A 23,506-nucleotide genomic window follows, 5' to 3' on the forward strand; every position below is an offset into this window, starting at 1 on the left:
TTCTGCGGGAGGCATGCCATGCCAGACCGCGGAGCCTCCATTGTAACCGGGCGGATCGAAAGACCACCGCCCCATCTGAAACGTTCGAGAGGACAATATGGCCAAGAAACTGCTGGGGCAGCTGAAGCTCCAGATTCCTGCCGGCCAGGCCAACCCGTCGCCGCCCGTCGGCCCGGCGCTCGGTCAGCGCGGCATCAACATCATGGAATTCTGCAAGGCGTTCAACGCCAAGACCCAATCCATGGAACCCGGCCTGCCAGTACCGGTCGTCATCGACTACTACCAGGACAAGTCGTTCACCTTCATCACCAAGACGCCGCCGGCGACTGTGCTGCTGAAGAAGGCTGCCAAGCTGAAGCTCGGCAAGAAGCCTGCTTCCGGCGCCAAGAAGCCGGGCTACGACACCGTCGGCAAGGTCACCATGGCCCAGGTGCGCGAGATCGCCGAGATCAAGATGGTCGACCTCAACGCCAACGACATTGACGCAGCTGCCAAGATCATCGCCGGTTCCGCCCGCGCGATGGGCATCGAAGTTGTGGAGTAAGAACCATGGCAAAAGCAGGAAAGCGCGCACGCGCAATTGCAGAAACCGTTGACGCAAACAAGGCCTACACCGTCGCTGACGCTGTGGCGCTGGTGAAGTCCAACGCAAAAGCCAAGTTCGACGAAACCGTCGAGATCGCCGTGAACCTCGGCGTTGACCCGAAATACGCTGACCAGATGGTCCGCGGTGTGGTCAACCTGCCGGCCGGCACGGGCAAGGACGTCCGCGTCGCCGTGTTCGCGAAGGATGCAAAAGCAGAAGAAGCCACCGCAGCCGGTGCCGATTTCGTCGGTGCTGAAGACCTGATGGAAAAGATCCAGGGCGGTTTCATGGACTTCGACCGCGTCATCGCATCGCCGGACATGATGGCCGTTGTCGGCCGTCTCGGTAAGGTGCTCGGCCCGCGCGGCCTGATGCCGAACCCGAAAGTCGGCACCGTGACCCCGAACGTGGCCCAGGCCGTCAAGGACGCGAAATCCGGCTCGGTCGAGTTCCGCGTCGAGAAAGCCGGTATCATCCACGCCGGCATCGGCAAGGCCTCCTTTGCTGAAGACGACATGGCGAAGAACGTCTCGGCGTTCCTGGATGCGCTTGTGAAAGCACGTCCGTCCGGCGCGAAAGGTACGTTCGTCCGGAAGATCTCGCTTTCGTCCACCATGGGCGCTGGCGTCACGATCGACACGGCAGAGATCTCTCAGTAAGCCTGAGCGGATCATCGAACGAATAAGAAAAGCCCGGCGCCGCAAGGTGCCGGGCTTTTCCGTTCAGGGGCTGGGTGGGGTGGGGACGCCCCCTAGTTGTTGTCGGCCGTGACGATGATGACGGAGTCTTCGGCCGGCTCGAGCGAACGGGTCACGGCGACGTGGTATTCCGTCAGGTCGGCGCTTTGCACCTGACCAACGGTGCGGTCGACGACGTCAGCTGCGCAGTTGGATATGGCGGTCGGCCAGATGCCGGCGATGGCGCTGGAGTTGTCATAAATGCTGCGACAGTAGTCACGCGCCGATTTTTCGATGGATGCATAGGTTTCCGCTGCGGTTGCGCCACGGTTGAAGCTAATAGTTGCATCCTCACCGGTTTGTGCGGTGGCCGTCATGCCGAATCCGGCGACAGCGAACGGAATTGCGGCAAGGGCGAAGCGGATCGGGTGGAAATTCATGTCAGGACCTCTCATCTGGAACTGGACAGGACCTCGATTGATCCCGTCTTTGCGCCTGACAATCGTTCACACCGGGTGCGTTGGTCCTGTGGAGAGGCTTAGGAAAACCTGATGTTTACATTATGCCTTGTTTTTAAAGGAGTAAGTTCGGCCTGATTGCTTCGGACTTTCCGGTCCAGTTGGGATATTCTCGGCGCAGGAGCTTCGTCAGACGGCAACAACCACGATGGCAGACACGTTCGGTTCAGGCACAGAAGCAGAGAAGGAGCGATCCGATTTCCGGATCGGCGCCCTGCTGGTCGAGCCTGACCAGAACTGCGTTTCGGATGGGACTGACCGCCACCGGCTGGAGCCGAAGGTCATGGAGGTGCTGTGCGCGCTGGCCGACCGTCCCGGCGAAGTCATCTCCCGTCAGGAGCTGATAGATCGGGTCTGGGGCGTGGAGCATGGCGCTGATGAAAGCCTGACCCGGGCGATCTCTCTTCTGAGGAGCGCGCTGAACACCGATAAGGATTTGCACTCGGCGATCGAGACCATCCCAAAGCGCGGATACCGGCTTGCGGCTGAAATTGGCGGTGTCGAAGAGGCCGTCACAGTGCCGGAAGCGCCTGCCATGGCGGCGGCCGCGGAAGAGCCGGTCGCTCCCTTTGTGCGTGAACCGTGGCGCCGTGCCGCCGAGATCAGCCCAATCCGCTACGTCTCTGCGCTTGTCGTCCTCGCCTGCATCATGTTGTGGACCGGCGTCATGATCGGCCGGTCGTCGAGCTCCTCGGTGCCGGTGCCCGACAAGTCGATTGCCGTCCTGCCGTTCGAGAATCTGGGCGGGAATACGGAGCAGGACTATTTCTCGCGCGGCTTGTCAGAAGAAATCCGCAGCCTCCTCACCCAGCTGGATGAGCTGAAGGTTGCGGGCAGGGCGCCGCCCTCCATCAACGCCGAAGAGGGACTCGATGCGCAGGCGCTCGGGAAAAAGCTGCGGGTGTCGCATGTCCTGACGGGCAGCATCCGGTCGGACAATGACCGCATCAAGGTTTCGGCGGAGTTGATCGATACCGACAGCGGGTATCAGGTCTGGTCGCACGGGTATGACCGGCTGCTCAGCGCCCAGAGCCTGTTCGACCTGCAGAAGGATATCGCCACCGATGTGGCCGGGGCTCTCAGCATTTCCCTTCATGTCCAGGAACCGAACCAGATCCTCGGCTCGGATACCGACAGTCTTGAGGCGTACAATTATTTCCTGAGCGCCAGGGAATCCGACGTCTATGGCATGGGAGATCGCAGCGAAGTGCTGGCCCTTCTCCGCAAGGCGCTTGAGCTCGATCCGGATTATGGCGCCGCTCGTGTGGCGCTGGCGATGAATATCGGCGCGCAGGCATGGAACGCGTCAACGCCGGCAGAGGCCGAGGCTTTCCTGGCGCAGGGGATGGCAATGGCGGAAGACGCTGTCCGGCTCAATCCGGACCTCGCACAGGCCTATACCGCCCTTGCGAGCTTTCAGTCGTTGAACGGCAATTGGCTGGAAGCCGGCCGGGACAACAAGGCCGCGCTGGACCGATCGCCCAATCTGCGCGTTCTGCACGACCAGACCATCTTCCTGATGCGAGCCGGCCGGATTGAGGAAGCACTGAGCATCGCGCAGCGGGGCCAGACTGCCGATCCCCTGAACCCGGACCGGGCGGCGACGCTGGCTATGGCCTATGCGCTGCTCGGCCGGCATGAAGCTGCCGCTGCGTCGCTCGAACATTACTGGACCTTGCAACTGCCGCCCGGCGGATGGGACGCCTACGCCTGGGCGATCGAGATGCAGGCGCCGCAGACACTAGAAGGGCTGACCGCCCTCAGCGAGCGGCTGATCCGGACAGATCCATCATTGCAGACGCTGGTCTCACCTGTCCTTGCCGCCCTGCCGGATCAGGCTGCGGCCTTGCAGGTGATAGAGGCCAGGTTCGAAGACGGGGCAGGGAGCCATCCGAACCGGTTTGAAATCCTGGCGGTTCTCGCTGCGCAACTGGGCGATCCTGAACTGGCGCTCCGCATCTGGCGGCACGAGCTGAATGGCACGCGCCTGCGGCTGATGCGGATCTGGGGGCCGGTCTATGCCGACATGCGCAGGCTGCCGGAATATGCTGATCTGATGACCGATATCGGCCTGCCGCCTTATTGGCGGGAGTTCGGCTGGCCGGACAGGTGCAGGCCGGTGGGGGAACAGGGTTTCGAGTGTTTCTGATTGGCTGAAGCGCGCTCCGGTTCAGCGCTTGCGCTCCGGGAAACCCCGGACTTGACTTTTTCTCACCGAGGGGGGTTGCAGGCTTGGGGATAAAGCGTTAACACCCCGCTCTTGACGGGAGTTCTCCGATGTGCATTCGGCGGCCTCCCGTTTTCCTGTCCTAGACCATGGGTCACGTATTTATACGCGATAACGGCCAGTTGGCCACCTATGCAGACGGGGTGAGGCGTTGATTCGGTTCGGAAAAACGGGGCTGACCTGTTTTTGGCTTACCGGGGCAAGCGGCCAATCCCTGGGCAGGCGCTGGAAGGCCAACCGGCCAGAAGGCGATTACCAGGGCGGCCGGATGGTCCGGGCGCCTCAATGGAGACCCGCTATGGATAAAGCTGGAAAAACTGCGGCTCTGGAATCCCTGAAAGGGGTTTTCGAAGAGTCCGGTGCGGTCGTTGTGACCCACTATACCGGTCTGTCTGTTGCGGAAATGACGAAGCTGCGTGGCATGCTCCGCAAGGACGGTGCGCAGCTGAAGGTGGTCAAGAATACCCTGGCGCAGATCGCGCTTGAGGGTAAGGGCGGCGACGAAGCCAAGGACATGTTCCAGGGCCCGGTTGCCATCGCCTTTTCACCTGACCCGGTGTCGGCTGCGAAAGCGGCTGACGAGTTCTCGAAGGAAAATTCGAAGCTCGTGATCATCGGTGCAGTGATGGGCGACCAGGTCCTCGACGCCAAAGGTGTCGAAGCTCTGGCGAAACTCCCCTCGCTCGACCAGCTTCGTGGCAAGCTCATCGGCCTCATCCAGGCTCCGGCAACGAAAGTTGCAGGCGTCGTGCAGGCACCGGCTGGCCAACTCGCTCGTGTGGTTTCGGCATTCGCCAACAAAGACGCAGCCTGAGCCATCGTTTCCGGAAACTGAAGACCCAATCAACCGAACCAAACAGGAATTACCAAAATGGCAGACCTTGAAAAACTCGTCGACGACCTGTCGGCCCTCACCGTCCTCGAAGCCGCTGAACTCGCAAAACTTCTCGAAGAGAAGTGGGGCGTTTCCGCTGCTGCTCCGGTCGCAGTCGCAGCCGTCGCCGGTGGCGATGCAGGCGGTGCAGCCGCTGCTGAAGAGAAAGACGAATTCGACGTCATCCTGGCAGAAGCCGGTGGCAAGAAAATCGAAGTCATCAAACTCGTCCGCGAAGTCGTTCCGTCGCTCGGCCTGAAAGAAGCCAAAGAGCTGGTGGAAGGCGCACCGAAGCCGATCAAGGAAGGTGCTCCGAAGGCTGAAGCCGAAGAGATCAAGAAGAAGTTCGAAGCAGCTGGCGCCAAAGTCGAGCTCAAGTAAGCTCCGGCCGCTTCACATTCGGGTGGTGTTCGCGCGAGGCGCCATCCTTTCAAAGACTAGCGCGGCGGTTCCTTTAGGGGCCGCCGCGAACTCGCGTTCTGGCGATAAGGTCGTGGCCAAGGTGGCCGCGGCGACAAAATTGGGATCCTGGGATGGCACTCTCCTTCACGGAAAAGAAACGTATCCGCAAATCCTTCGGGCGCATTCCCGAAGCCATCGAAATGCCAAACCTGATCGAGGTTCAGCGCGAGTCCTACGAGCACTTCCTTCAGATGCACACGCCGGCGCAATCGCGTACGGATGATGGCCTGGGCGGTGTTTTCAAGTCCGTGTTCCCGATCACCGACTTTTCCGAGCGTGCGACGCTCGAATATGTCTCCTACGAATTCGAACAGCCGAAGTTCGACGTTGAAGAATGCGTGCAGCGCGACCTGACCTTCCAGGCTCCCCTGAAGGTCCGTCTGCAGCTGGTGGTCTTCGATGTCGATGAAGACACTGGCGCGCGTTCGGTCAAGGAAGTCAAAGAGCAGGAATGCTATCTCGGCGACATCCCGCTGATGACCGAGAAGGGCACCTTTGTCGTTAACGGCACCGAGCGTGTGATCGTCTCCCAGATGCACCGTTCGCCGGGCGTGTTCTTCGACCACGACAAGGGCAAGACCCATGCTTCCGGCAAGCTGCTGTTTGCGGCCCGCATCATTCCTTACCGCGGCTCGTGGCTCGACTTCGAGTTCGATGCCAAAGACATCCTGAACATCCGGATCGACCGTAAGCGCAAGCTGCCGGCGACGACGATCCTTTACGCGCTCGGCTACGACACCGAGTCGATCCTCGACCTGTTCTACACCCACTCCATCTACCGGATGGACAAGAAGGGCTGGATCACGGGCTTCCGTGCCGACGCCTGGAAGGGCGTGAAGCCGGAATTCGACCTGGTCGACGCCAAGTCCAAGAAGGTTATCGCCGAAGCAGGCAAGAAGATCACCGCCCTCAAGGCGCGCCGCATCGCCGAAGGCGGTACGGACGAGATCCTCGTGCCGTCCGAAGCCCTCGTCGGCAAATTCTTGGCCCGCGACGTGGTCAACATGGAAACCGGTGAGATCTTCGGTGAAGCCGGCGACGTGCTGGAAGACGAGATCATCGCCGAAATGCGCGACTACGGTCTCAAGACCATCGAAGTGCTGGACATTGACAGCTCGGGCCGCGGCCCGTGGCTGCGCAACACGCTGAAGGCCGACAAGAACGAAACCCGTTTCGAAGCCCTGTCCGACATCTACCGCGTGATGCGTCCGGGCGAGCCGCCGACCCAGGAGGCCGCTGAGGCCCTGTTCGGCCAGCTCTTCTTCGATCCGGAGCGGTATGATCTCTCGGCTGTTGGCCGGGTGAAGATGAACATGCGCCTCGGCGTTGCCGTGAAGGGCTACGAGGCCGCTGCCGACGACATGCGCGTGCTTCGCAACGACGACATCATCGGCGTCATGAAGGTCATCCTCGACCTGAAAGACGGCAAGGGCGAAGTCGACGACATCGACAACCTCGGCAACCGCCGCGTCCGCTCGGTTGGCGAGCTGATGGAAAACAACTACCGCATAGGTCTTGTTCGCATGGAGCGCGCGATCAAGGAGCGTATGGGTTCTGTCGATATCGACACGGTCATGCCGCATGACCTGATCAACGCGAAGCCGGTTGTCGCTGCCGTCCGCGAATTCTTCGGCTCCTCGCAGCTGTCGCAGTTCATGGACCAGACCAACCCGCTCTCCGAGATCACCCACAAGCGCCGCCTGTCGGCCCTTGGCCCAGGCGGTCTGACCCGCGAGCGAGCCGGCTTCGAAGTGCGCGACGTGCACCCGACCCACTATGGCCGCATCTGCCCGATTGAAACGCCGGAAGGCCCGAACATCGGTCTGATCAACTCGCTGGCAACCCATGCCCGCGTGAACAAGTACGGCTTCATCGAGAGCCCGTACCGCAAAGTGGTCAACGGCAAGCAGACCGACGAGGTCGTGTATCTGTCGGCCATGGAAGAGAGCATCTACTCGATCGCCCAGGCCAACGCCGAAGTGAACGAGAATGGCGAACTGGCCAATGAATTCGTCAACGCCCGTGTGGCTGGCGAAGCGACCATGGTGCCGAAGGAAGACATCCAGTACATGGACGTCTCGCCGAAGCAGGTCGTCTCGGTCGCTGCAGCGCTGATCCCGTACCTCGAAAACGACGACGCCAACCGCGCCCTCATGGGTTCGAACATGCAACGTCAGGCTGTGCCGCTCGTGAAGTCGGAAGCGCCGTTCGTCGGCACCGGCATGGAAGCGGTCGTGGCCCGCGATAGCCGCGCCGCCATCGTTGCCCGCCGGGCAGGGGTGGTCGAGCAGGTCGACGCGCTGCGTATCGTGGTCCGCGCCACGGACGAGATCGACCAGGGCAAGTCCGGTGTCGACATCTACCGTCTGGCCAAGTTCCGCCGTTCGAACCAGAACTCCTGCATCAACCAGCGCCCGATCGTTAAAGTGGGCGATGTCGTTGAAAAGAACGACATCATCGCTGACGGTCCGTCCACGGATCTTGGTGAGCTGGCGCTCGGCCGTAACGTGCTCGTCGCGTTCATGCCGTGGAATGGCTACAACTTCGAAGACTCCATCCTGATCTCCGAGCGCATCGTGCGTGACGACGTCTTCACCTCGATCCACATCGAGGAATTCGAAGTCGCCGCCCGCGACACCAAGCTCGGCCCGGAAGAAATTACCCGCGATATCCCGAACGTCGGTGAGGAAGCCCTGCGTAACCTAGACGAAGCAGGCATCGTGGCCGTGGGTGCCGAAGTGAAAGCTGGCGACATCCTCGTCGGCAAGGTCACGCCGAAGGGTGAAAGCCCGATGACGCCGGAAGAGAAACTCCTCCGCGCCATCTTCGGTGAGAAGGCTTCCGATGTTCGCGACACCTCGCTGCGCGTGCCTCCGGGCGATGCCGGTACGGTCGTCGATGTCCGCATCTTCAACCGCCACGGAATCGACAAGGACCAGCGTGCCCTTCAGATCGAGCGTGAGCAGATCGAGAAGCTGCAGGAGGACAAGGAAGACGAGCAGGCCATCCTGGAGAAGAACATCTATGGCCGTCTCGAGGAATTCCTGGTCGGCAAGGAAGCCGCTGCGGGTCCGAAAGGCTTCAAGCCCGGCCGCATCACCGCCGAAGCGCTTGGGGAACTGACCCACAAGCAGTGGTGGGATGTTGCCCTGAAGTCCGAGAAGGCACAGTCCGAACTCGACGCGATGCAGGAACAGTTCGACTCTTCGATGCGCGAGCTTGACGCCCGCTTCAACGACAAGGTCGAGAAGGTCCAGCGTGGCGACGATCTGCCTCCGGGCGTGATGAAGGTCGTGAAGGTCTTCCTGGCCGTGAAGCGCAAGCTTCAGCCGGGCGACAAGATGGCCGGCCGTCACGGTAACAAGGGGGTTATCTCCAAGATCAACCCGCTCGAAGACATGCCGTTCCTCGAAGATGGTACGCCGGTCGACATCGTGCTGAACCCGCTTGGCGTTCCGTCGCGTATGAACATCGGTCAGATCCTTGAGACGCACACGGGCTGGGCCTGCCGCGGTCTTGGCCGGATCATCGACAACGCCGTCGACGAGTTCCACCAGAAGAACGATGTCAGCGCACTGAAAGCGGCGCTGACGACCGCCTATGGCAAGGATCAGGAAATGCCGGAAAGCGATGAGGAAATCATCGAGCTGGCCAGCAACCTGCGCAATGGTGTTCCGATCGCCACGCCGGTGTTCGACGGTGCGCGCGAAGCCGACATCAGTGAGCTTCTGGAGCGTGCGGGTCTCGACTCGTCCGGCCAGGTGCGGATGTTCGACGGCCGTACCGGTGAGGCGTTCGCGCGTCCGGTCACGGTGGGCTACAAATATCTCCTCAAGCTCCACCACCTGGTGGACGAGAAGATCCACGCCCGTTCGACCGGTCCGTACTCGCTCGTCACGCAGCAACCGCTGGGCGGCAAGGCCCAGTTCGGTGGCCAGCGCTTCGGTGAGATGGAAGTCTGGGCGCTGGAAGCCTATGGCGCCGCATACACGCTGCAGGAAATGCTGACCGTGAAGTCCGACGACACGGCCGGCCGTGCGAAGGTCTACGAGGCCATCGTCCGCGGCGACGACACGTTCGAGGCCGGTATCCCGGAATCGTTCAACGTGCTCGTCAAGGAGATGCGTTCGCTGGGCCTAAATGTCGAGCTGATCGAAGAGGGTGGCGGTTCCGCAGAGGACGAGCCCACCGCAGACAGCGAAACGGTGCCCGCCGAGTAGCGTGAAGACCTGACTGGAAGACCTCGCCGGGCCACCGGCCTGGCGGGACCTTCCGAGCCGAACGAGATTTTACCCAGGGCAGGGGCCCTTCAGTCCCCGGAAAAAGCCCACCCAAGGAGCAGACCCGAATGCGCCAGGACGTCGCCAGCATCTTTAACCCCAACACACCGGCCCCGACTTTCGAGGCAATCCGCATCTCGATTGCGAGCCCCGAAAAGATCCGGTCGTGGTCCTCGGGCGAAATCAAGAAGCCCGAAACCATCAACTATCGTACCTTCAAGCCGGAACGCGACGGCCTGTTCTGCTCGCGCATCTTCGGCCCGCAGAAGGACTACGAATGCCTTTGCGGCAAATACAAGCGCATCAAGTATCGCGGCATCACCTGCGAGAAGTGCGGCGTGGAAGTCACGCTGGCCCGCGTTCGCCGCGAGCGCATGGGCCACATCGACCTGGCTGCACCGGTCGCTCACATCTGGTTCCTGAAATCGCTTCCGTCCCGGATTGCGGCGCTGCTCGACATGGCGCTGAAGGACGTGGAGCGCGTGCTCTACTTCGAGAGCTACATCGTGATCGAACCGGGCCTCACCGAACTGGAGCCGAAGCAGCTCCTGACGGAAGAGGAATACATGGACGCCCAGGACAATCTGGGTGAGGACGCCTTCACTGCCATGATCGGTGCTGAAGCGATCCGCGAGATCCTCATGTCGCTGGACCTGCCGACTCTGGCGGAAACCCTGCGCGAAGACCTCAAGGAGTCGACGTCCGAGCTGAAGACCAAGAAAGTCTCCAAGCGCCTGAAAGTCGTTGAATCCTTCCTCCAGTCCCGCGCCAAGCCGGAATGGATGATCCTGACGGTCATCCCGGTCATCCCGCCAGACCTGCGCCCGCTGGTCCCGCTGGATGGCGGCCGTTTCGCGACATCTGACCTCAACGACCTCTATCGCCGTGTGATCAACCGGAACAACCGCCTGAAGCGCCTGATGGAGCTTCGCGCGCCGGACATCATCATCCGGAACGAAAAGCGGATGCTGCAGGAATCTGTCGACGCCTTGTTCGACAACGGCCGCCGTGGCCGCACGATCACGGGCACCAACAAGCGTCCGCTGAAGTCGATCTCCGACATGCTGAAAGGCAAGCAGGGCCGCTTCCGTCAGAACCTGCTCGGCAAGCGCGTCGACTATTCCGGCCGTTCGGTCATTGTGGTCGGCCCGAGCCTCAAGCTGCACGAGTGCGGCCTGCCGAAGAAGATGGCGCTCGAACTGTTCAAGCCGTTCATCTACGCCCGCCTCGACGCCAAGGGCCTCGCCGGCACGGTGAAGGCAGCGAAGAAGCTGGTCGAAAAGGAAAAGCCGGAAGTCTGGGATATCCTGGACGAGGTTATCCGCGAGCACCCGGTTCTCCTGAACCGCGCGCCGACGCTGCACCGCCTTGGCATCCAGGCGTTCGAGCCTAAGCTGATCGAAGGTAAAGCCATCCAGCTTCACCCGCTCGTCTGTGCGGCGTTCAACGCCGACTTCGACGGTGACCAGATGGCCGTGCACGTTCCGCTGAGCCTTGAGGCCCAGCTGGAAGCCCGCGTGCTGATGATGTCGACCAACAACATCCTCTCGCCGGCGAACGGCAAACCGATCATCGTTCCGTCTCAGGACATTGTTCTGGGTCTCTACTACCTGTCGCTCGATCGTGACGAACAGGTGGGCGAGGGCATGGTGTTCTCCGAACTCGCAGAGATCGAGCAGGCGCTCGATTCCGGCTTCATCACGCTGCACTCGAAGATCAAGGCGATGTACGAGGGCGTGGACGAGGAAGGTAATCCGCGTCGCTGGATCATCGACACGACGCCGGGCCGCTACATGGTGGCCAATATCCTGCCGCGCATGAAGGGCATCCAGCCGGATCTAGTGAACACCACGATGACCAAGAAGACGATCGGCAAGATCATCGACGAGGTCTATCGTCTCTGCGGCCAGAAGGCGACGGTCATCTTCTGTGACAAGATGATGGAACTCGGCTTCAAGGAAGCCTGCAAGGCCGGTATCTCCTTCGGCAAGGATGATATGGTCATCCCGGAAGCCAAGCAGAAGCTGGTTGACGCAACGAAGGAGCAGGTCTCCGAATACGAGCGTCAGTATGCAGACGGCCTCATCACCCGCGGCGAGAAGTACAACAAGGTGGTCGACGCCTGGTCGAGCTGTACCGACAAGGTTGCAGACGCCATGATGGACGCCGCCTCGAAGAACCAGGCTGCCAAGGGTGTCCGCAAGGCTCAGGTCAACTCGATCTTCATGATGGCCGACTCCGGCGCCCGTGGTTCGAAGAACCAGATGAAGCAGCTGGCCGGTATGCGCGGCCTGATGGCCAAGCCGTCGGGCGAGATCATCGAGACGCCGATCATCTCGAACTTCAAGGAAGGCCTGACCGTTCTCGAGTACTTCAACTCGACCCACGGTGCCCGTAAGGGTCTGGCCGATACGGCTCTGAAGACAGCGAACTCGGGTTACCTGACCCGCCGTCTCGTCGACGTCGCTCAGGACTGCATCATCAATGAAGATGATTGCGGTACCGAAAAGGGCATCGACATCTCGGCCGTCATGGAAGGCGCCGATGTCGTGGTTTCGATCAGCGAGCGCATCCTCGGCCGTGTGACGGCAGAAGACGTGAAGAGCGTCGACGGCAAGCTGGTTGCAGTGTCCAACACCTATATCGACGAAGACCTGGCCGACGCGATCGAAAAGGCCGGTGTCGATGTGATCAAGGCCCGCTCGCCGCTGACCTGCGAAACCAAGAACGGCATTTGTGCCCAGTGTTACGGCCGCGACCTCGCGCGCGGTACGCCGGTCAACCGCGGCGAAGCGGTCGGTGTCATCGCGGCTCAGTCCATCGGTGAGCCGGGTACCCAGCTTACCATGCGGACATTCCACATTGGTGGTGCAGCTCAGGTGGCCGACCAGTCGTCTGTCGAAGCCAGCTTCGAAGGCACGGTCCGGTTCAGGGATGCCGAGTTCGTTACCCGCAAGGACAAGACGATCGTCGTCGTGGGCCGCCGCATGCAGGTGGAAATCGTCGATGCCGAAGGCCGGACCCGTCAGTCCTTCCGTCCGGCCTACGGTACGCGCCTGATGATCAAGGATGCGGAGAAGGTCACGCCAGGCACGCTGCTTGCTGACTGGGATCCGTTCGCTCAGCCGATCGTGTCGGAAGTCAAAGGCGAAGTGAAACTCGTCGACGTAATCGATGGCGTGTCCGTGCGTGAAGAGACAGACGAAGCGACGGGTATCTCCTCGCGCGTCATCATCGACTGGCGCTCGGCCACCAAGTCGGCAGACATCAAGCCGTCGGTGCAGATCGTCGGCAAGGACGGCAACCCCGTCAAACTGCCGAACGGTTCCGACGCGGTTTACCTGCTCTCCGTGGGCGCAATCCTGTCGGTTGCCGATGGCGACACGATCGAGGCCGGCGATACGCTTGCCCGTGTCACCACCGGTGGTGCGAAGACGAAAGACATCACCGGCGGTCTGCCGCGTGTTGCTGAACTCTTCGAGGCCCGCCGTCCGAAAGACCACGCGATCATCGCTGAAATGGACGGTAAAGTCCTCTATGGCCGCGACTACAAGAACAAGCGTCGCGTCTCGATCGTCCCGATGGAGGAAGGTCGCGAGCAGATCGACTACCTGGTGCCGAAAGGCAAGCACCTTGCCGTTCAGGATGGCGACTTCATCAAGCGTGGTGAATACCTGATGGACGGTAACCCGGCGCCGCAGGATATCCTGTCGACTCTGGGCGTCGAGGCGCTCGCCAACTACCTCATCGACGAGGTGCAGAAGGTTTACCGACTGCAGGGCGTTCCGATCAACGACAAGCACATCGAGGTGATCGTTCGCCAGATGCTGCAGAAGATCGAAGTCACCGATCCGGGCGACACCGGCCTCATCACGGGCGAGCACGTCGATCTCATCGAGTTCGAGGAAGCCAACGAAGCGGTTCGCAAGTCGCGCAAGAAGGATCAGCAGGAAGCCAAAGGCATGCCGCTTCTTCTCGGCATCACCAAAGCATCGCTGCAGACCCGGTCCTTCATCTCGGCTGCCTCCTTCCAGGAGACGACCCGCGTCCTCACCGAAGCCGCAATCCAGGGCAAGGTGGATACGCTGGAAGGCCTCAAGGAGAACGTCATTGTTGGCCGCCTGATTCCGGCCGGTACCGGCTCGGGCATCCGCTCGTACCGCCGTGTGGCCGCCGACCGCGACCAGAAGCTGAAGGCAAAGCGAGCCGCCGCTGTCCAGAAGGCGACGGAAGAGGCCGCGACGCTCACCAGCCTGCCGGCCCCGGACAAGGCTCCGGTCGAGGAATAGGCTCGAAGGTCCGGGCGCAAGCCCTTGAACCAAATGGAAAAGCCTGCCAGCAATGGCAGGCTTTTCTGCTTCTGGAGGAGGCATACGCCCTATGCAGCTTGAGCGGTCTGACCTGATTGGCGGTGCCTGCGCAGTGCTGGCGCTCGGTCTGATTGCGTGGCTTTCTCTCGATAGCTGGGCGATTACGCGGTGTCAGGAAATCCTGAGCGAGATGCCGGCAGGGGAGGCGGGTCCGCTCTCGCCGGAACTGGAGAAATGCCTGAGGCGACAGAACCCGCGTCCCGTAACGGAAAACTAGCTGTTCCGGGACAGCTTCCCACCCTTGACGCAGGCGTCCGGTAGGCTTACACGCCACGCATTGTCAGAGAGGCCCCGGGATGAAAGTCCCTTCGCCGTACCGGATCTGAACTGATCCGGCCAATCTGGCTCCCAAGTTTTCGCCCGTTCCGGAAGCCCTTAGGGGGCATTCGGGGCATCATTACGTTAGCGGCCCATCGGGCCAGAGTTAGAAGAGACAGAAGGCCCGAATGCCCACGATCCAGCAGCTCATTCGTTCGCCGCGTTCGCCTAAGCGCTCGCGGACCAAGACCCCGGCCCTCAAGGCCTGCCCGCAGCGCCGCGGCGTCTGCACCCGTGTTTACACCACCACGCCGAAGAAGCCGAACTCGGCTCTCCGGAAAGTGGCCAAGGTGCGCCTGACATCGGGGTTTGAATCGCTCTGCTATATCCCGGGTGAAGGCCACAACCTGCAGGAACACTCCGTGGTCCTGATCCGCGGTGGCCGTGTGAAAGACCTTCCGGGTGTCCGCTACCACATCGTCCGCGGTGCTCTCGACACCCAGCCCGTCAAAAACCGTAAGCAACGCCGCTCGCATTACGGCGCCAAGAAGCCGAAGTAAGAGGTCAGCTCATGTCCCGTCGTCACCGCGCCGAAAAACGCGAAGTCCTTCCGGATCCGAAATTCAAGGACATCGTCGTCACCAAATTCATGAACCAGATCATGCGCGACGGCAAAAAGTCCGTTGCAGAACGCATTGTCTATGGTGCATTCGACCTCGTCGAAGCCCGCGCCAAGAAAGATCCGGTCGAAGTGTTCCACAACGCGCTGGAATCGGTTGCGCCGGCGGTTGAAGTCCGTTCGCGCCGCGTCGGTGGTGCGACCTACCAGGTTCCGGTTGAAGTCCGCACGGAGCGCCGTCAGGCTCTGGCGATCCGCTGGCTCGCTGCCGCTGCTGCTGGCCGCAATGAGAATACCATGCGTGAGCGCCTCGCAGGCGAACTGATGGATGCAAGCCAAGGCCGCGGCAACGCCGTGAAAAAGCGTGAAGACACGCACCGCATGGCGGACGCCAACAAGGCGTTCTCACACTACCGCTGGTAATCACCACTGGCATTCCGGGGCGATAACGGGTAACGCGCCCGCAAATCGCCCCTTTTCCTACCCGGAAAGCAAACACGAAGGTTGACCAAAATGGCCCGCGAATACCCGCTGGATCGCTATCGTAACTTTGGCATCATGGCTCACATCGATGCCGGCAAGACCACGACGACAGAGCGTATCCTTTTCTACACCGGTAAGTCGCACAAGATCGGCGAAGTCCACGACGGCGCCGCGACGATGGACTGGATGGAGCAGGAGCAGGAGCGGGGCATCACGATCACCTCGGCTGCTACGACGACCTTCTGGGAACGCACTGAAGACGGTTCCACGGCCCAGTCGCCGAAGTTCCGTTTCAACATCATCGACACTCCCGGACACGTTGACTTTACCATCGAAGTCGAGCGTTCGCTGGCCGTGCTTGACGGTGCTGTCTGCGTTCTCGACGCCAATGCCGGTGTCGAACCGCAGACGGAAACCGTGTGGCGCCAGGCTGATCGCTACAAGGTTCCGCGCATCGTCTTCGTGAACAAGATGGACAAGATCGGCGCTGACTTCTTCAACTGCGTTGAGATGATCAAGGACCGCACCGGTGCGACGCCGGCCGCGATCCAGCTGCCGATCGGTGCCGAGAACGAACTCGAAGGCCATGTCGACCTGATCACCATGAAAGAATGGGTGTGGGCCGGTGAAGACCTCGGCGCGAGCTGGGAAGTCCGCGAAATCCGCGACAGCCTGAAAGACCAGGCTGAAGAGTGGCGCGGCAAGCTCATCGAAACCGCCGTCGAAATGGACGACGACGCGATGGAAGCCTACCTTGAAGGTAACGAGCCGGACATCGATACCCTGCGCAAGCTGATCCGCAAGGGGACGCTGTCGCTGTCCTTCGTGCCGGTGCTCTGTGGTTCCGCGTTCAAGAACAAAGGCGTGCAGCCGATGCTGAACGCCGTGATTGACTTCCTTCCAGGTCCGCTGGATGTGCCGGCCTACATGGGCTTCCTGCCGGGCGACGAAGAAGAAGTTCGTAACATCGAGCGTAAAGCTGACGATGCGCAACCGTTCTCCGGCCTCGCATTCAAGATCATGAACGACCCTTACATGGGCACGCTCACCTTCACGCGTATCTATTCCGGTACGCTGTCGAAGGGCGACTCGTTCATGAACTCGACCAAAGGCAAGCGTGAGCGTGTCGGCCGTATGGTCATGATGCACTCCAACAAGCAGGACGAGATCACGGAAGCCTATGCAGGCGACATCGTGGCGCTCGCCGGCCTGAAGGAAACGACCACGGGTGACACGGTGTGTGATCCGAACAAGCCGGTCGTGCTCGAAACCATGACCTTCCCGGATCCGGTGATCGAGATTGCCGTCGAACCGAAATCGAAAGCTGACCAGGAAAAGATGTCGGTCGGTCTGCAGCGTCTTGCTGCCGAAGACCCGTCCTTCCGCGTCGAGACCGATCACGAGTCGGGCCAGACGATCATGAAAGGCATGGGCGAGCTTCACCTCGACATCCTGATCGACCGCCTGAAGCGCGAATTCAAGGTCGAAGCCAACATCGGCCAGCCGCAGGTGGCTTACCGCGAGAAGCTCGGCCGCGGGGCCGAGATCGACTTCACGCACAAGAAGCAGTCCGGCGGTACGGGCCAGTTCGCGCGCATCAAGGTGCAATTCGAGCCGCTGGAAGCCGGTTCGGGCTTCGTGTTCGAAAGCTCGATCGTCGGTGGTGCGGTTCCGAAGGAATACATCCCGGGCGTCGAGAAGGGCTTCGAAATGGCCAAGGAAAACGGCCTGCTGGCCGGTTACCCGGTCACCGACTTCAAGGCCACGCTGGTCGATGGTGCGTTCCACGACGTCGACTCGTCCGTGCTGGCGTTTGAAATCGCAGCCCGTGGCGCGTTCCGCGAGCTGAAAGGCCAGGGCGATCCGCGCCTGATGGAGCCGATCATGAATGTGGAAGTCGTGACTCCGGAAGACTATATGGGCGATGTCATTGGCGACCTGAACTCTCGCCGTGGCCAGATCCAGGGTTCAGAGCCGCGTGGTAATGCTGTGGCGATCAAGGCCTTCGTGCCGCTGGTGAACATGTTCGGTTACGTGTCCGACCTGCGCGGCATGTCTCAGGGACGGGCCCAGTTCACGATGATCTTCGCACACTATGACGAGGTTCCGCGTGCGGAAGCTCAGAAGATCATCTCGGAAGTTTCTGGTTCTTAAGGAAATCCGGTCGGAGTTCCGGCCAACAGTTTGAATGAAGGAGAGGCCCGATGGGCAAGGCAAAGTTTGAGCGTAACAAGCCGCACGTGAACATCGGCACGATTGGCCACGTTGACCACGGCAAGACGACGCTGACGGCAGCGATTTCGATGACGCTGGCTGCGGCATCCGGTGGTGAAGCGAAGTCCTATGCGGACATCGACTCTGCGCCGGAAGAGAAGGCACGCGGCATCACGATCAACACGGCGCACGTGGAATACGAGACGGAAAACCGTCACTACGCCCACGTCGACTGCCCCGGACACGCTGACTATGTGAAGAACATGATCACCGGTGCGGCCCAGATGGACGGCGCGATCCTGGTTGTGAACGCTGCTGACGGCCCGATGCCGCAGACCCGCGAGCACATCCTGCTGGCCCGCCAGGTCGGCGTGCCGGCGCTGGTCGTGTTCCTCAACAAGGTCGACCAGGTCGACGACGAGGAGCTGCTCGAGCTGGTCGAGATGGAAGTGCGCGAGCTGCTGTCGTCCTACGAATTCCCGGGCGACGAGATCCCGATCATCAAGGGGTCTGCTCTGGCCGCTGTTGAAGGCCGCGACGACAATATCGGCAAGGACAAGATCCTTGAGCTGATGGACGCCGTCGACAAGTACATCCCGACGCCTGAGCGTCCGCTGGACAAGCCGTTCCTGATGCCGGTCGAAGACGTGTTCTCGATCTCGGGCCGCGGTACGGTTGTGACCGGCCGCGTCGAGCAGGGCATCATCAAGGTTGGCGAGGAAATCGAGATCGTCGGTATCCGTCCGACCGTGAAGACGACCTGCACGGGCGTTGAAATGTTCCGCAAGCTGCTCGACCAGGGCCAGGCCGGCGACAACATCGGCGCGCTGCTGCGCGGTGTCGACCGTGAAGGCGTTGAGCGCGGCCAGGTTCTGGCCAAGCCGGGCTCGATCAAGCCGCACGCGAAGTTCGAGGCCGAGGCCTACATCCTGACCAAGGAAGAAGGCGGCCGCCACACGCCGTTCTTCACGAACTACCGTCCGCAGTTCTACTTCCGCACCACGGACGTGACGGGCATCGTGACGCTTCCGAAGGACAAGGAAATGGTCCTGCCGGGCGACAACGTGAAGATGGACGTCGAGCTGATCACCCCGATCGCCATGGACCAGGGCCTGCGCTTCGCTATCCGCGAAGGCGGCCGCACCGTCGGCGCCGGCGTCGTCTCGGCAATTAAAGACTAAGCTTCCTCACCGAAGCTGAGCGAAAGGCCGCCCCGAAAGGGCGGCCTTTTTGCTTTCGGGGCTCAGTCGTCCTCGCGGAACTCGATGTCGACGCCCGACTCGATCATGCCGTGGACGGGGCAGTGGGAGACGATCTGGTTGAGCCGCGCGATCTGGGTGTCGTCGAGGTCTCCGGCGAAAACCGCGCGTTTCTCCAGGAATTTCGGGATGTGGCCGTCCGAGCCGGGATCGGGCCGCACCCGCACTTCGGCGGACTGGAGGTCCCAGCCCTTGCGGTGGGCATACATGCGGGCCGTCATCACGCTGCAGGCGGCAAGGGCCGCTTCAAGGATGCGGGTCGGATTGGGGCCGAGATCGCGCCCGCCTTCATCGAGGCTGACGTCCGAGATGAGATGATAGTCGCCGATCGAGAGGGCGACGGCGAAGCGTTCCCCGTCAATCGAGACCGCGCGGGCATCGTCGCCGGTCGGCAGGGCCGTGTTGCTGCCGGATTGGGGCCGGGCGGTTTCCTCCGCAAAGGCATAGCGGCTGGCCCAGGCAGCCAGAACCTCGCCGGCATAGCGGGCATCGGCCGGATCCGAGAGCAGGTGGTCGGCCGTGTCGAGGCTGACAAAGCTCTTCGGATGGCGCGCGGCGACGAACAGGCGTTCGGCATTCTCGATCCCGACCACCTGATCGCGCGGTGCATGCATGATGAGCAGCGGTTTCTTCAGATCGCGGACATGGTCCAGCACATTCTGCCGGCTGAGATCGTCGAGGAACTGCCGCTTGATCCGGAAGGGGCGGCCATCCAGCGACACGGTCGCGGCGCCCTCCCGTTCGATCTCTTCCACCTTATCCTGGATGTGCAGCATCACATGATCGGCCTCGGAAGGCGCGGCGAGCGTGGCGACACAGCGGATTTCGGGAATCTGCCCGCCCGCGACGATTGCGGCCGCCCCGCCAAGGGAATGGCCGACGAGCAGGGTGGGGGCCTCATGGGTCTCACGCAGGAAATCGGCCGCGGCGACCAGATCTTCGACGTTCGAAGAGAAGTTCGTATTGGCGAAATCGCCCTCTGAACTGCCAAGCCCCGTGAAGTCGAAACGCAGCACGGCGATTCCCTCGGACGCCAGCGTGCGGGAGATGTCCCGGGCGGCGCGGATGTCCTTGGAACAGGAGAAGCAATGGGCAAAAAGGGCGTAAGCCCGCGCCGGCCCGGCCGGAAGTTCGAGCGCCCCGGCGAGCAGGTCGCCACCTGCGCCCCGGAATTCGACCTTTTTCGTCACCTGAACCATGTGTCAAAGCCCTCCTTCCGGGCGTCCATGCCCGGCAGGGCCTCACTCTGGACGGGAATCGGCCTGTGGAAAAGCGCCGGGCAGAGCAGGGAGCGGGGAGGGCAAAAGGGCCGCAGTCTTTCTGCAGATTCATTGGCCGAGTCAGTTGACGTGGCGGTTACGATCCCATAAACCGCCCACTTCGCCGGGATGGCAGCGCTTTTTTCACAGCGAACGCTCCCTCGAAACAGACAATTCAATCCCACGGACGCCCGGGCGCATGCTGATTTGCCCACGGGCAGATGTGTTTTGTGCGGACGGACCGAGACGATGGAACGACAAAATATCCGGATCAGGCTGAAAGCCTTCGATCACCGCGCCCTCGACATGTCGGCGAAAGAGATCGTGAACACGGCAAAGCGCACGGGCGCTGAAGTGAAAGGCCCGATCCCGCTGCCAACACGTATCGAGCGCTTCACCGTGAACCGCTCGCCCCACATCGACAAGAAATCCCGCGAACAGTTCGAGATCCGCACGCACAAGCGCATCCTCGACATCGTGGACCCGACCCCGCAGACCGTGGACGCGCTCATGAAGCTCGACCTGTCGTCCGGCGTCGGCATCGAAATCAAGCTTGAGGGAGGCCGTTAATGGCTCTGCCAGCAGCCCGTACCGGCGTGCTTGCCCGCAAAGTCGGCATGACGCGCGTATTCGATGACGAAGGTCGTCACGTTCCGGTGACCGTTCTGTCGCTTGACGGCTGTCAGGTCGTCGGCGTGCGCACGGAAGACGAGCGCACCGTCACCACCAAGAAAGGCGGCGAAGTCACCCGCACTGACGGTTACAAGGCTGTCATCATGGGTGTCGGCGAGAAGAAGGCCAAGCGCACGTCCAAGGCGATGCGTGGCCAGTTCGCGAAAGCCGGCGTTGCGCCGAAGCGCAAGCTGAAAGAATTCCGCGTCTCTGGCGACCTGCCGGAAGTGGGCGCGACTGTCCTGGCTGACCACTTTGCTGTTGGTCAGAAAGTCGACGTTGCTGCCCTGACGATCGGTAAAGGTTTCTCCGGTGCCATGAAGCGCTGGAACTTTGGCGGTCTCCGCGCCACGCACGGTGTGTCGATCTCTCACCGTTCCCACGGTTCGACTGGTGCAAACCAGGATCCGGGCCGCGTGTGGAAAGGAAAGAAGATGGCCGGTCACTACGGCGTTGAGCGCGTGACCACTCAGAACATCGAAGTCGTCCGTACGGACGTCGATCGTGGCCTGATCCTCGTGAAGGGCGCAGTCCCCGGTCACAATGGCGCCTTCGTGGAACTCCGCGACGCTGTGAAGAAGGCGCCGCATGCCGACACGCCGGCAGCCGGTTCGTTCAAGGCCCCTGAAGGCACCACCAAGCAAGAGAGCGCCGAATAATGGAACTCGCAGTCAAAACCCTGGCTGGCAAAGCTGCCGGCAATATCACGGTCGACGATGCGATCTTCGGTATCGACGAGATCCGCGACGACATCCTGCAGCGCACCGTTCGCTGGCAGCTCGCGCGCCGTCAGGCCGGTACGCACAAGACCAAGTCGCGCGGTGAAGTGAACCGCACGACCAAGAAGTACATCCGCCAGAAAGGCTCCGGCGGCGCACGTCATGGTTCGCGTAACGCTCCGATCTTCGTCGGTGGCGGTATCGCCCACGGCCCGCGCGTTCGCAGCCACGCCCACGACCTGCCGAAGAAGGTCCGCAAGATGGCTCTGGCCCACGCGCTCTCTTCGAAAGTGAAGGGTGATGCGATCCTCGTTCTGGACGAAGCTGTTCTGACCTCCGCCAAGACGAAGGAGCTGGTTGGCCAGTTCGCAGGTCTCGGCATCGAGAACGCACTGATCATTTCGGGCGCTGCCGTTGACGAGAACTTCGCCAAAGCGGCTCGCAACATCCCGAACATCGACGTGCTGCCGGTCGCCGGCCTGAACGTTTACGACATTCTGCGCCGCAAGACGCTGGTCATCACCAAGGAAGCTGCCGAGGGTATCCAGGCGCGCTTCGACGGATCGAAGGAGGCCTGATCGTCATGGCTGACGTGCAACCCCACCACTATGACGTCCTGCGCCGTCCTCTCATCACCGAGAAGTCGACACTGGTCGCTGAGCACAACAAGATCGTATTCGAAGTCGCCATCGATGCCGACAAGAAGCAGATCAAGGACGCTGTCGAAGCCCTGTTCAAGGTCGACGTGACCAAGGTCAACACGATCCTCCAGAAGGGCAAGACCAAGCGCTTCCGTGGCTATGCTGGTCGTCGCAACGACATCAAGAAAGCCATTGTGACGCTTGCTGAAGGCCAGTCTGTCGACATCACGACGGGCCTGTAAGCGGGAAGGACGAATATTATGGCACTGAAGACATTCAACCCGACTTCGCCCGGCCGCCGCCAGCTCGTGCTGGTCGACCGTTCAGAGCTTCACAAGGGCAAGCCGGTCAAGGCGCTCACCGAAGGCCTGACCAAGAAGGGCGGACGCAACAATAAAGGCCGCATCACGGCACGCCGTATCGGCGGTGGCGCGAAGAAGCTGTACCGCAAGGTCGACTTCAAGCGTAACCGCTGGGACGTTCCGGCAACCGTCGAACGCCTTGAGTACGATCCGAACCGCACGGCCTTCATCGCGCTGATCAAGTATGAGGACGGCCAGCTGTCCTACATCATCGCGCCGCAGCGCCTGGAAGTCGGCGACACCGTCATCACTTCCGCAACGGCTGACATCAAGCCGGGCAACACGCTGCCGCTCAAGAACATCCCGGTCGGTACCATCATCCACAACATCGAGATGAAGCCGCAGAAGGGCGCTCAGATGGTCCGCTCTGCCGGTACCTACGCCCAGCTCGTCGGCCGCGATGGTGGCTATGCGCAGATCAAGCTCGCTTCGGGCGAACTGCGCATGGTGATGGACAGCTGCCTGGCCACGGTCGGCGCTGTGTCCAACCCGGACAACATGAACCAGGTGCTCTCCAAGGCCGGCCGCAAGCGCCACCTCGGCAAGCGCCCATCTGTCCGCGGTGTTGTGATGAACCCGGTCGACCACCCGCACGGTGGTGGTGAAGGTAAATCGTCCGGCGGCCGTCACCCGGTGACGCCGTGGGGTAAGAAGACCCGTGGTCCCAAGACCCGCAAGAACAAGGCTACGGATCGTCTGATCATCCGTCGCCGTAACGCGAAACGCTAACAGGAGCCACGAGACATGCCCCGTTCTGTCTGGAAAGGCCCGTTCGTCGACGGCTACCTGCTGAAGAAAGCAGAGGAAGCTCGTTCCGCCGAGAAACGTACCGTGATCAAGACCTGGTCGCGCCGCTCGACGATCATGCCGCAATTCGTTGGCCTGAATTTCCAGGTCCACAATGGCAACAAGTTCATCCCCGTCACCGTGTCGGAAGAGATGGTGGGTCACAAGTTCGGCGAATTCGCCCCGACCCGCACCTACTACGGCCACGGCGCGGACAAGAAAGCGAAGAGGAAGTAAGCC

20 protein-coding genes are annotated in these 23,506 nt (G+C 61.5%); 18 read left to right on the plus strand and 2 right to left on the minus strand.

The features are described 5' to 3' along the window. The first annotated feature begins 97 nt into the window (after positions 1-97). Both rplK and rplA read left to right on the plus strand, forming a co-directional pair. The gene (rplK, locus tag R3C98_RS13290) at positions 98-544 is read left to right on the plus strand and encodes a 50S ribosomal protein L11 (protein WP_034765657.1); all 447 of its coding nucleotides are present in this window, start codon (positions 98-100) and stop codon (positions 542-544) included. A 5-nt stretch (positions 545-549) separates the two neighbouring features. Next, positions 550-1,245, plus strand: coding sequence for a 50S ribosomal protein L1 (gene rplA / locus R3C98_RS13295; RefSeq protein ID WP_371314564.1), 696 nt, complete (start codon positions 550-552; stop codon positions 1,243-1,245). A 92-nt stretch (positions 1,246-1,337) separates the two neighbouring features. Here the strand turns inward: rplA and R3C98_RS13300 are convergent, their stop codons facing one another. After that, positions 1,338-1,703: a hypothetical protein gene (locus tag R3C98_RS13300; protein WP_371314565.1), complete on the minus strand. Its 366-nt coding sequence runs from the start codon at positions 1,701-1,703 to the stop codon at positions 1,338-1,340. Positions 1,704-1,929: 226 nt separating this feature from the next. Here R3C98_RS13300 and R3C98_RS13305 point away from each other — a divergent pair, with 226 nt between their 5' ends. The 10 genes from R3C98_RS13305 to tuf all read left to right on the plus strand — a co-directional run bounded on the left by R3C98_RS13305 (position 1,930) and on the right by tuf (position 18,749). Next, positions 1,930-3,930, plus strand: a complete 2,001-nt coding sequence (locus R3C98_RS13305; protein WP_371314566.1) for a winged helix-turn-helix domain-containing tetratricopeptide repeat protein — start codon at positions 1,930-1,932, stop codon at positions 3,928-3,930. Positions 3,931-4,306: 376 nt separating this feature from the next. Then, entirely contained in the window at positions 4,307-4,822 is a 516-nt protein-coding gene (rplJ, locus tag R3C98_RS13310) for a 50S ribosomal protein L10 (RefSeq protein WP_371314567.1), read from the plus strand. A 57-nt stretch (positions 4,823-4,879) separates the two neighbouring features. Continuing rightward, positions 4,880-5,263 carry a 50S ribosomal protein L7/L12 gene (rplL, locus tag R3C98_RS13315; RefSeq protein ID WP_371314568.1) on the plus strand — a complete coding sequence of 128 codons (384 nt, stop codon included), beginning with the start codon at positions 4,880-4,882 and terminating at the stop codon, positions 5,261-5,263. Between the two features lie 152 nt (positions 5,264-5,415). After that, a complete protein-coding gene (gene rpoB / locus R3C98_RS13320; protein WP_371314569.1) occupies positions 5,416-9,564 on the plus strand; it encodes a DNA-directed RNA polymerase subunit beta in 4,149 nt (1,382 codons plus the stop codon). A 128-nt stretch (positions 9,565-9,692) separates the two neighbouring features. Beyond that, positions 9,693-13,913 (plus strand): DNA-directed RNA polymerase subunit beta', encoded by a 4,221-nt coding sequence (gene rpoC, locus R3C98_RS13325; RefSeq protein WP_371314570.1) that lies wholly within the window; start codon positions 9,693-9,695, stop codon positions 13,911-13,913. A 91-nt stretch (positions 13,914-14,004) separates the two neighbouring features. Further along, positions 14,005-14,211: a hypothetical protein gene (locus R3C98_RS13330; protein ID WP_371314571.1), complete on the plus strand. Its 207-nt coding sequence runs from the start codon at positions 14,005-14,007 to the stop codon at positions 14,209-14,211. Positions 14,212-14,440: 229 nt separating this feature from the next. After that, positions 14,441-14,812, plus strand: coding sequence for a 30S ribosomal protein S12 (rpsL, locus tag R3C98_RS13335; protein WP_034765685.1), 372 nt, complete (start codon positions 14,441-14,443; stop codon positions 14,810-14,812). A gap of 11 nt (positions 14,813-14,823) precedes the next feature. Beyond that, entirely contained in the window at positions 14,824-15,294 is a 471-nt protein-coding gene (rpsG, locus tag R3C98_RS13340; protein ID WP_035576749.1) for a 30S ribosomal protein S7, read from the plus strand. Positions 15,295-15,384: 90 nt separating this feature from the next. Next, positions 15,385-17,508: an elongation factor G gene (gene fusA, locus R3C98_RS13345; RefSeq protein ID WP_371314572.1), complete on the plus strand. Its 2,124-nt coding sequence runs from the start codon at positions 15,385-15,387 to the stop codon at positions 17,506-17,508. 50 nt (positions 17,509-17,558) lie between these two features. Next, positions 17,559-18,749 carry an elongation factor Tu gene (gene tuf / locus R3C98_RS13350; protein WP_371314573.1) on the plus strand — a complete coding sequence of 397 codons (1,191 nt, stop codon included), beginning with the start codon at positions 17,559-17,561 and terminating at the stop codon, positions 18,747-18,749. Between the two features lie 62 nt (positions 18,750-18,811). On the opposite strand, the gene R3C98_RS13355 is transcribed toward tuf, so the two are convergent. After that, the gene (locus R3C98_RS13355; protein WP_371314574.1) at positions 18,812-20,026 is read right to left on the minus strand and encodes an alpha/beta fold hydrolase; all 1,215 of its coding nucleotides are present in this window, start codon (positions 20,024-20,026) and stop codon (positions 18,812-18,814) included. A 309-nt stretch (positions 20,027-20,335) separates the two neighbouring features. Here R3C98_RS13355 and rpsJ point away from each other — a divergent pair, with 309 nt between their 5' ends. From rpsJ to rpsS, 6 genes are read left to right on the plus strand one after another with little or no spacing between them, the layout of a single operon-like run. Next, positions 20,336-20,656, plus strand: coding sequence for a 30S ribosomal protein S10 (gene rpsJ, locus R3C98_RS13360; protein WP_034765807.1), 321 nt, complete (start codon positions 20,336-20,338; stop codon positions 20,654-20,656). Then, entirely contained in the window at positions 20,656-21,417 is a 762-nt protein-coding gene (rplC, locus tag R3C98_RS13365; protein ID WP_371314575.1) for a 50S ribosomal protein L3, read from the plus strand. Before rpsJ ends, rplC begins: the two co-directional genes overlap by 1 nt. Further along, positions 21,417-22,055 carry a 50S ribosomal protein L4 gene (gene rplD, locus R3C98_RS13370; protein WP_321488733.1) on the plus strand — a complete coding sequence of 213 codons (639 nt, stop codon included), beginning with the start codon at positions 21,417-21,419 and terminating at the stop codon, positions 22,053-22,055. Before rplC ends, rplD begins: the two co-directional genes overlap by 1 nt. Before the next feature lie 5 nt (positions 22,056-22,060). Beyond that, positions 22,061-22,360 carry a 50S ribosomal protein L23 gene (locus tag R3C98_RS13375; RefSeq protein ID WP_034765810.1) on the plus strand — a complete coding sequence of 100 codons (300 nt, stop codon included), beginning with the start codon at positions 22,061-22,063 and terminating at the stop codon, positions 22,358-22,360. 18 nt (positions 22,361-22,378) lie between these two features. Next, on the plus strand, positions 22,379-23,209 hold the full coding sequence (rplB, locus tag R3C98_RS13380; protein ID WP_371314576.1) for a 50S ribosomal protein L2: 831 nt from the start codon (positions 22,379-22,381) through the stop codon (positions 23,207-23,209). 15 nt (positions 23,210-23,224) lie between these two features. Further along, positions 23,225-23,503, plus strand: a complete 279-nt coding sequence (gene rpsS, locus R3C98_RS13385; RefSeq protein ID WP_371314577.1) for a 30S ribosomal protein S19 — start codon at positions 23,225-23,227, stop codon at positions 23,501-23,503. Positions 23,504-23,506: the final 3 nt, after the last annotated feature.

Source organism: Hyphomonas sp., from assembly GCF_041398465.1.
Taxonomy (GTDB): domain Bacteria; phylum Pseudomonadota; class Alphaproteobacteria; order Caulobacterales; family Hyphomonadaceae; genus Hyphomonas.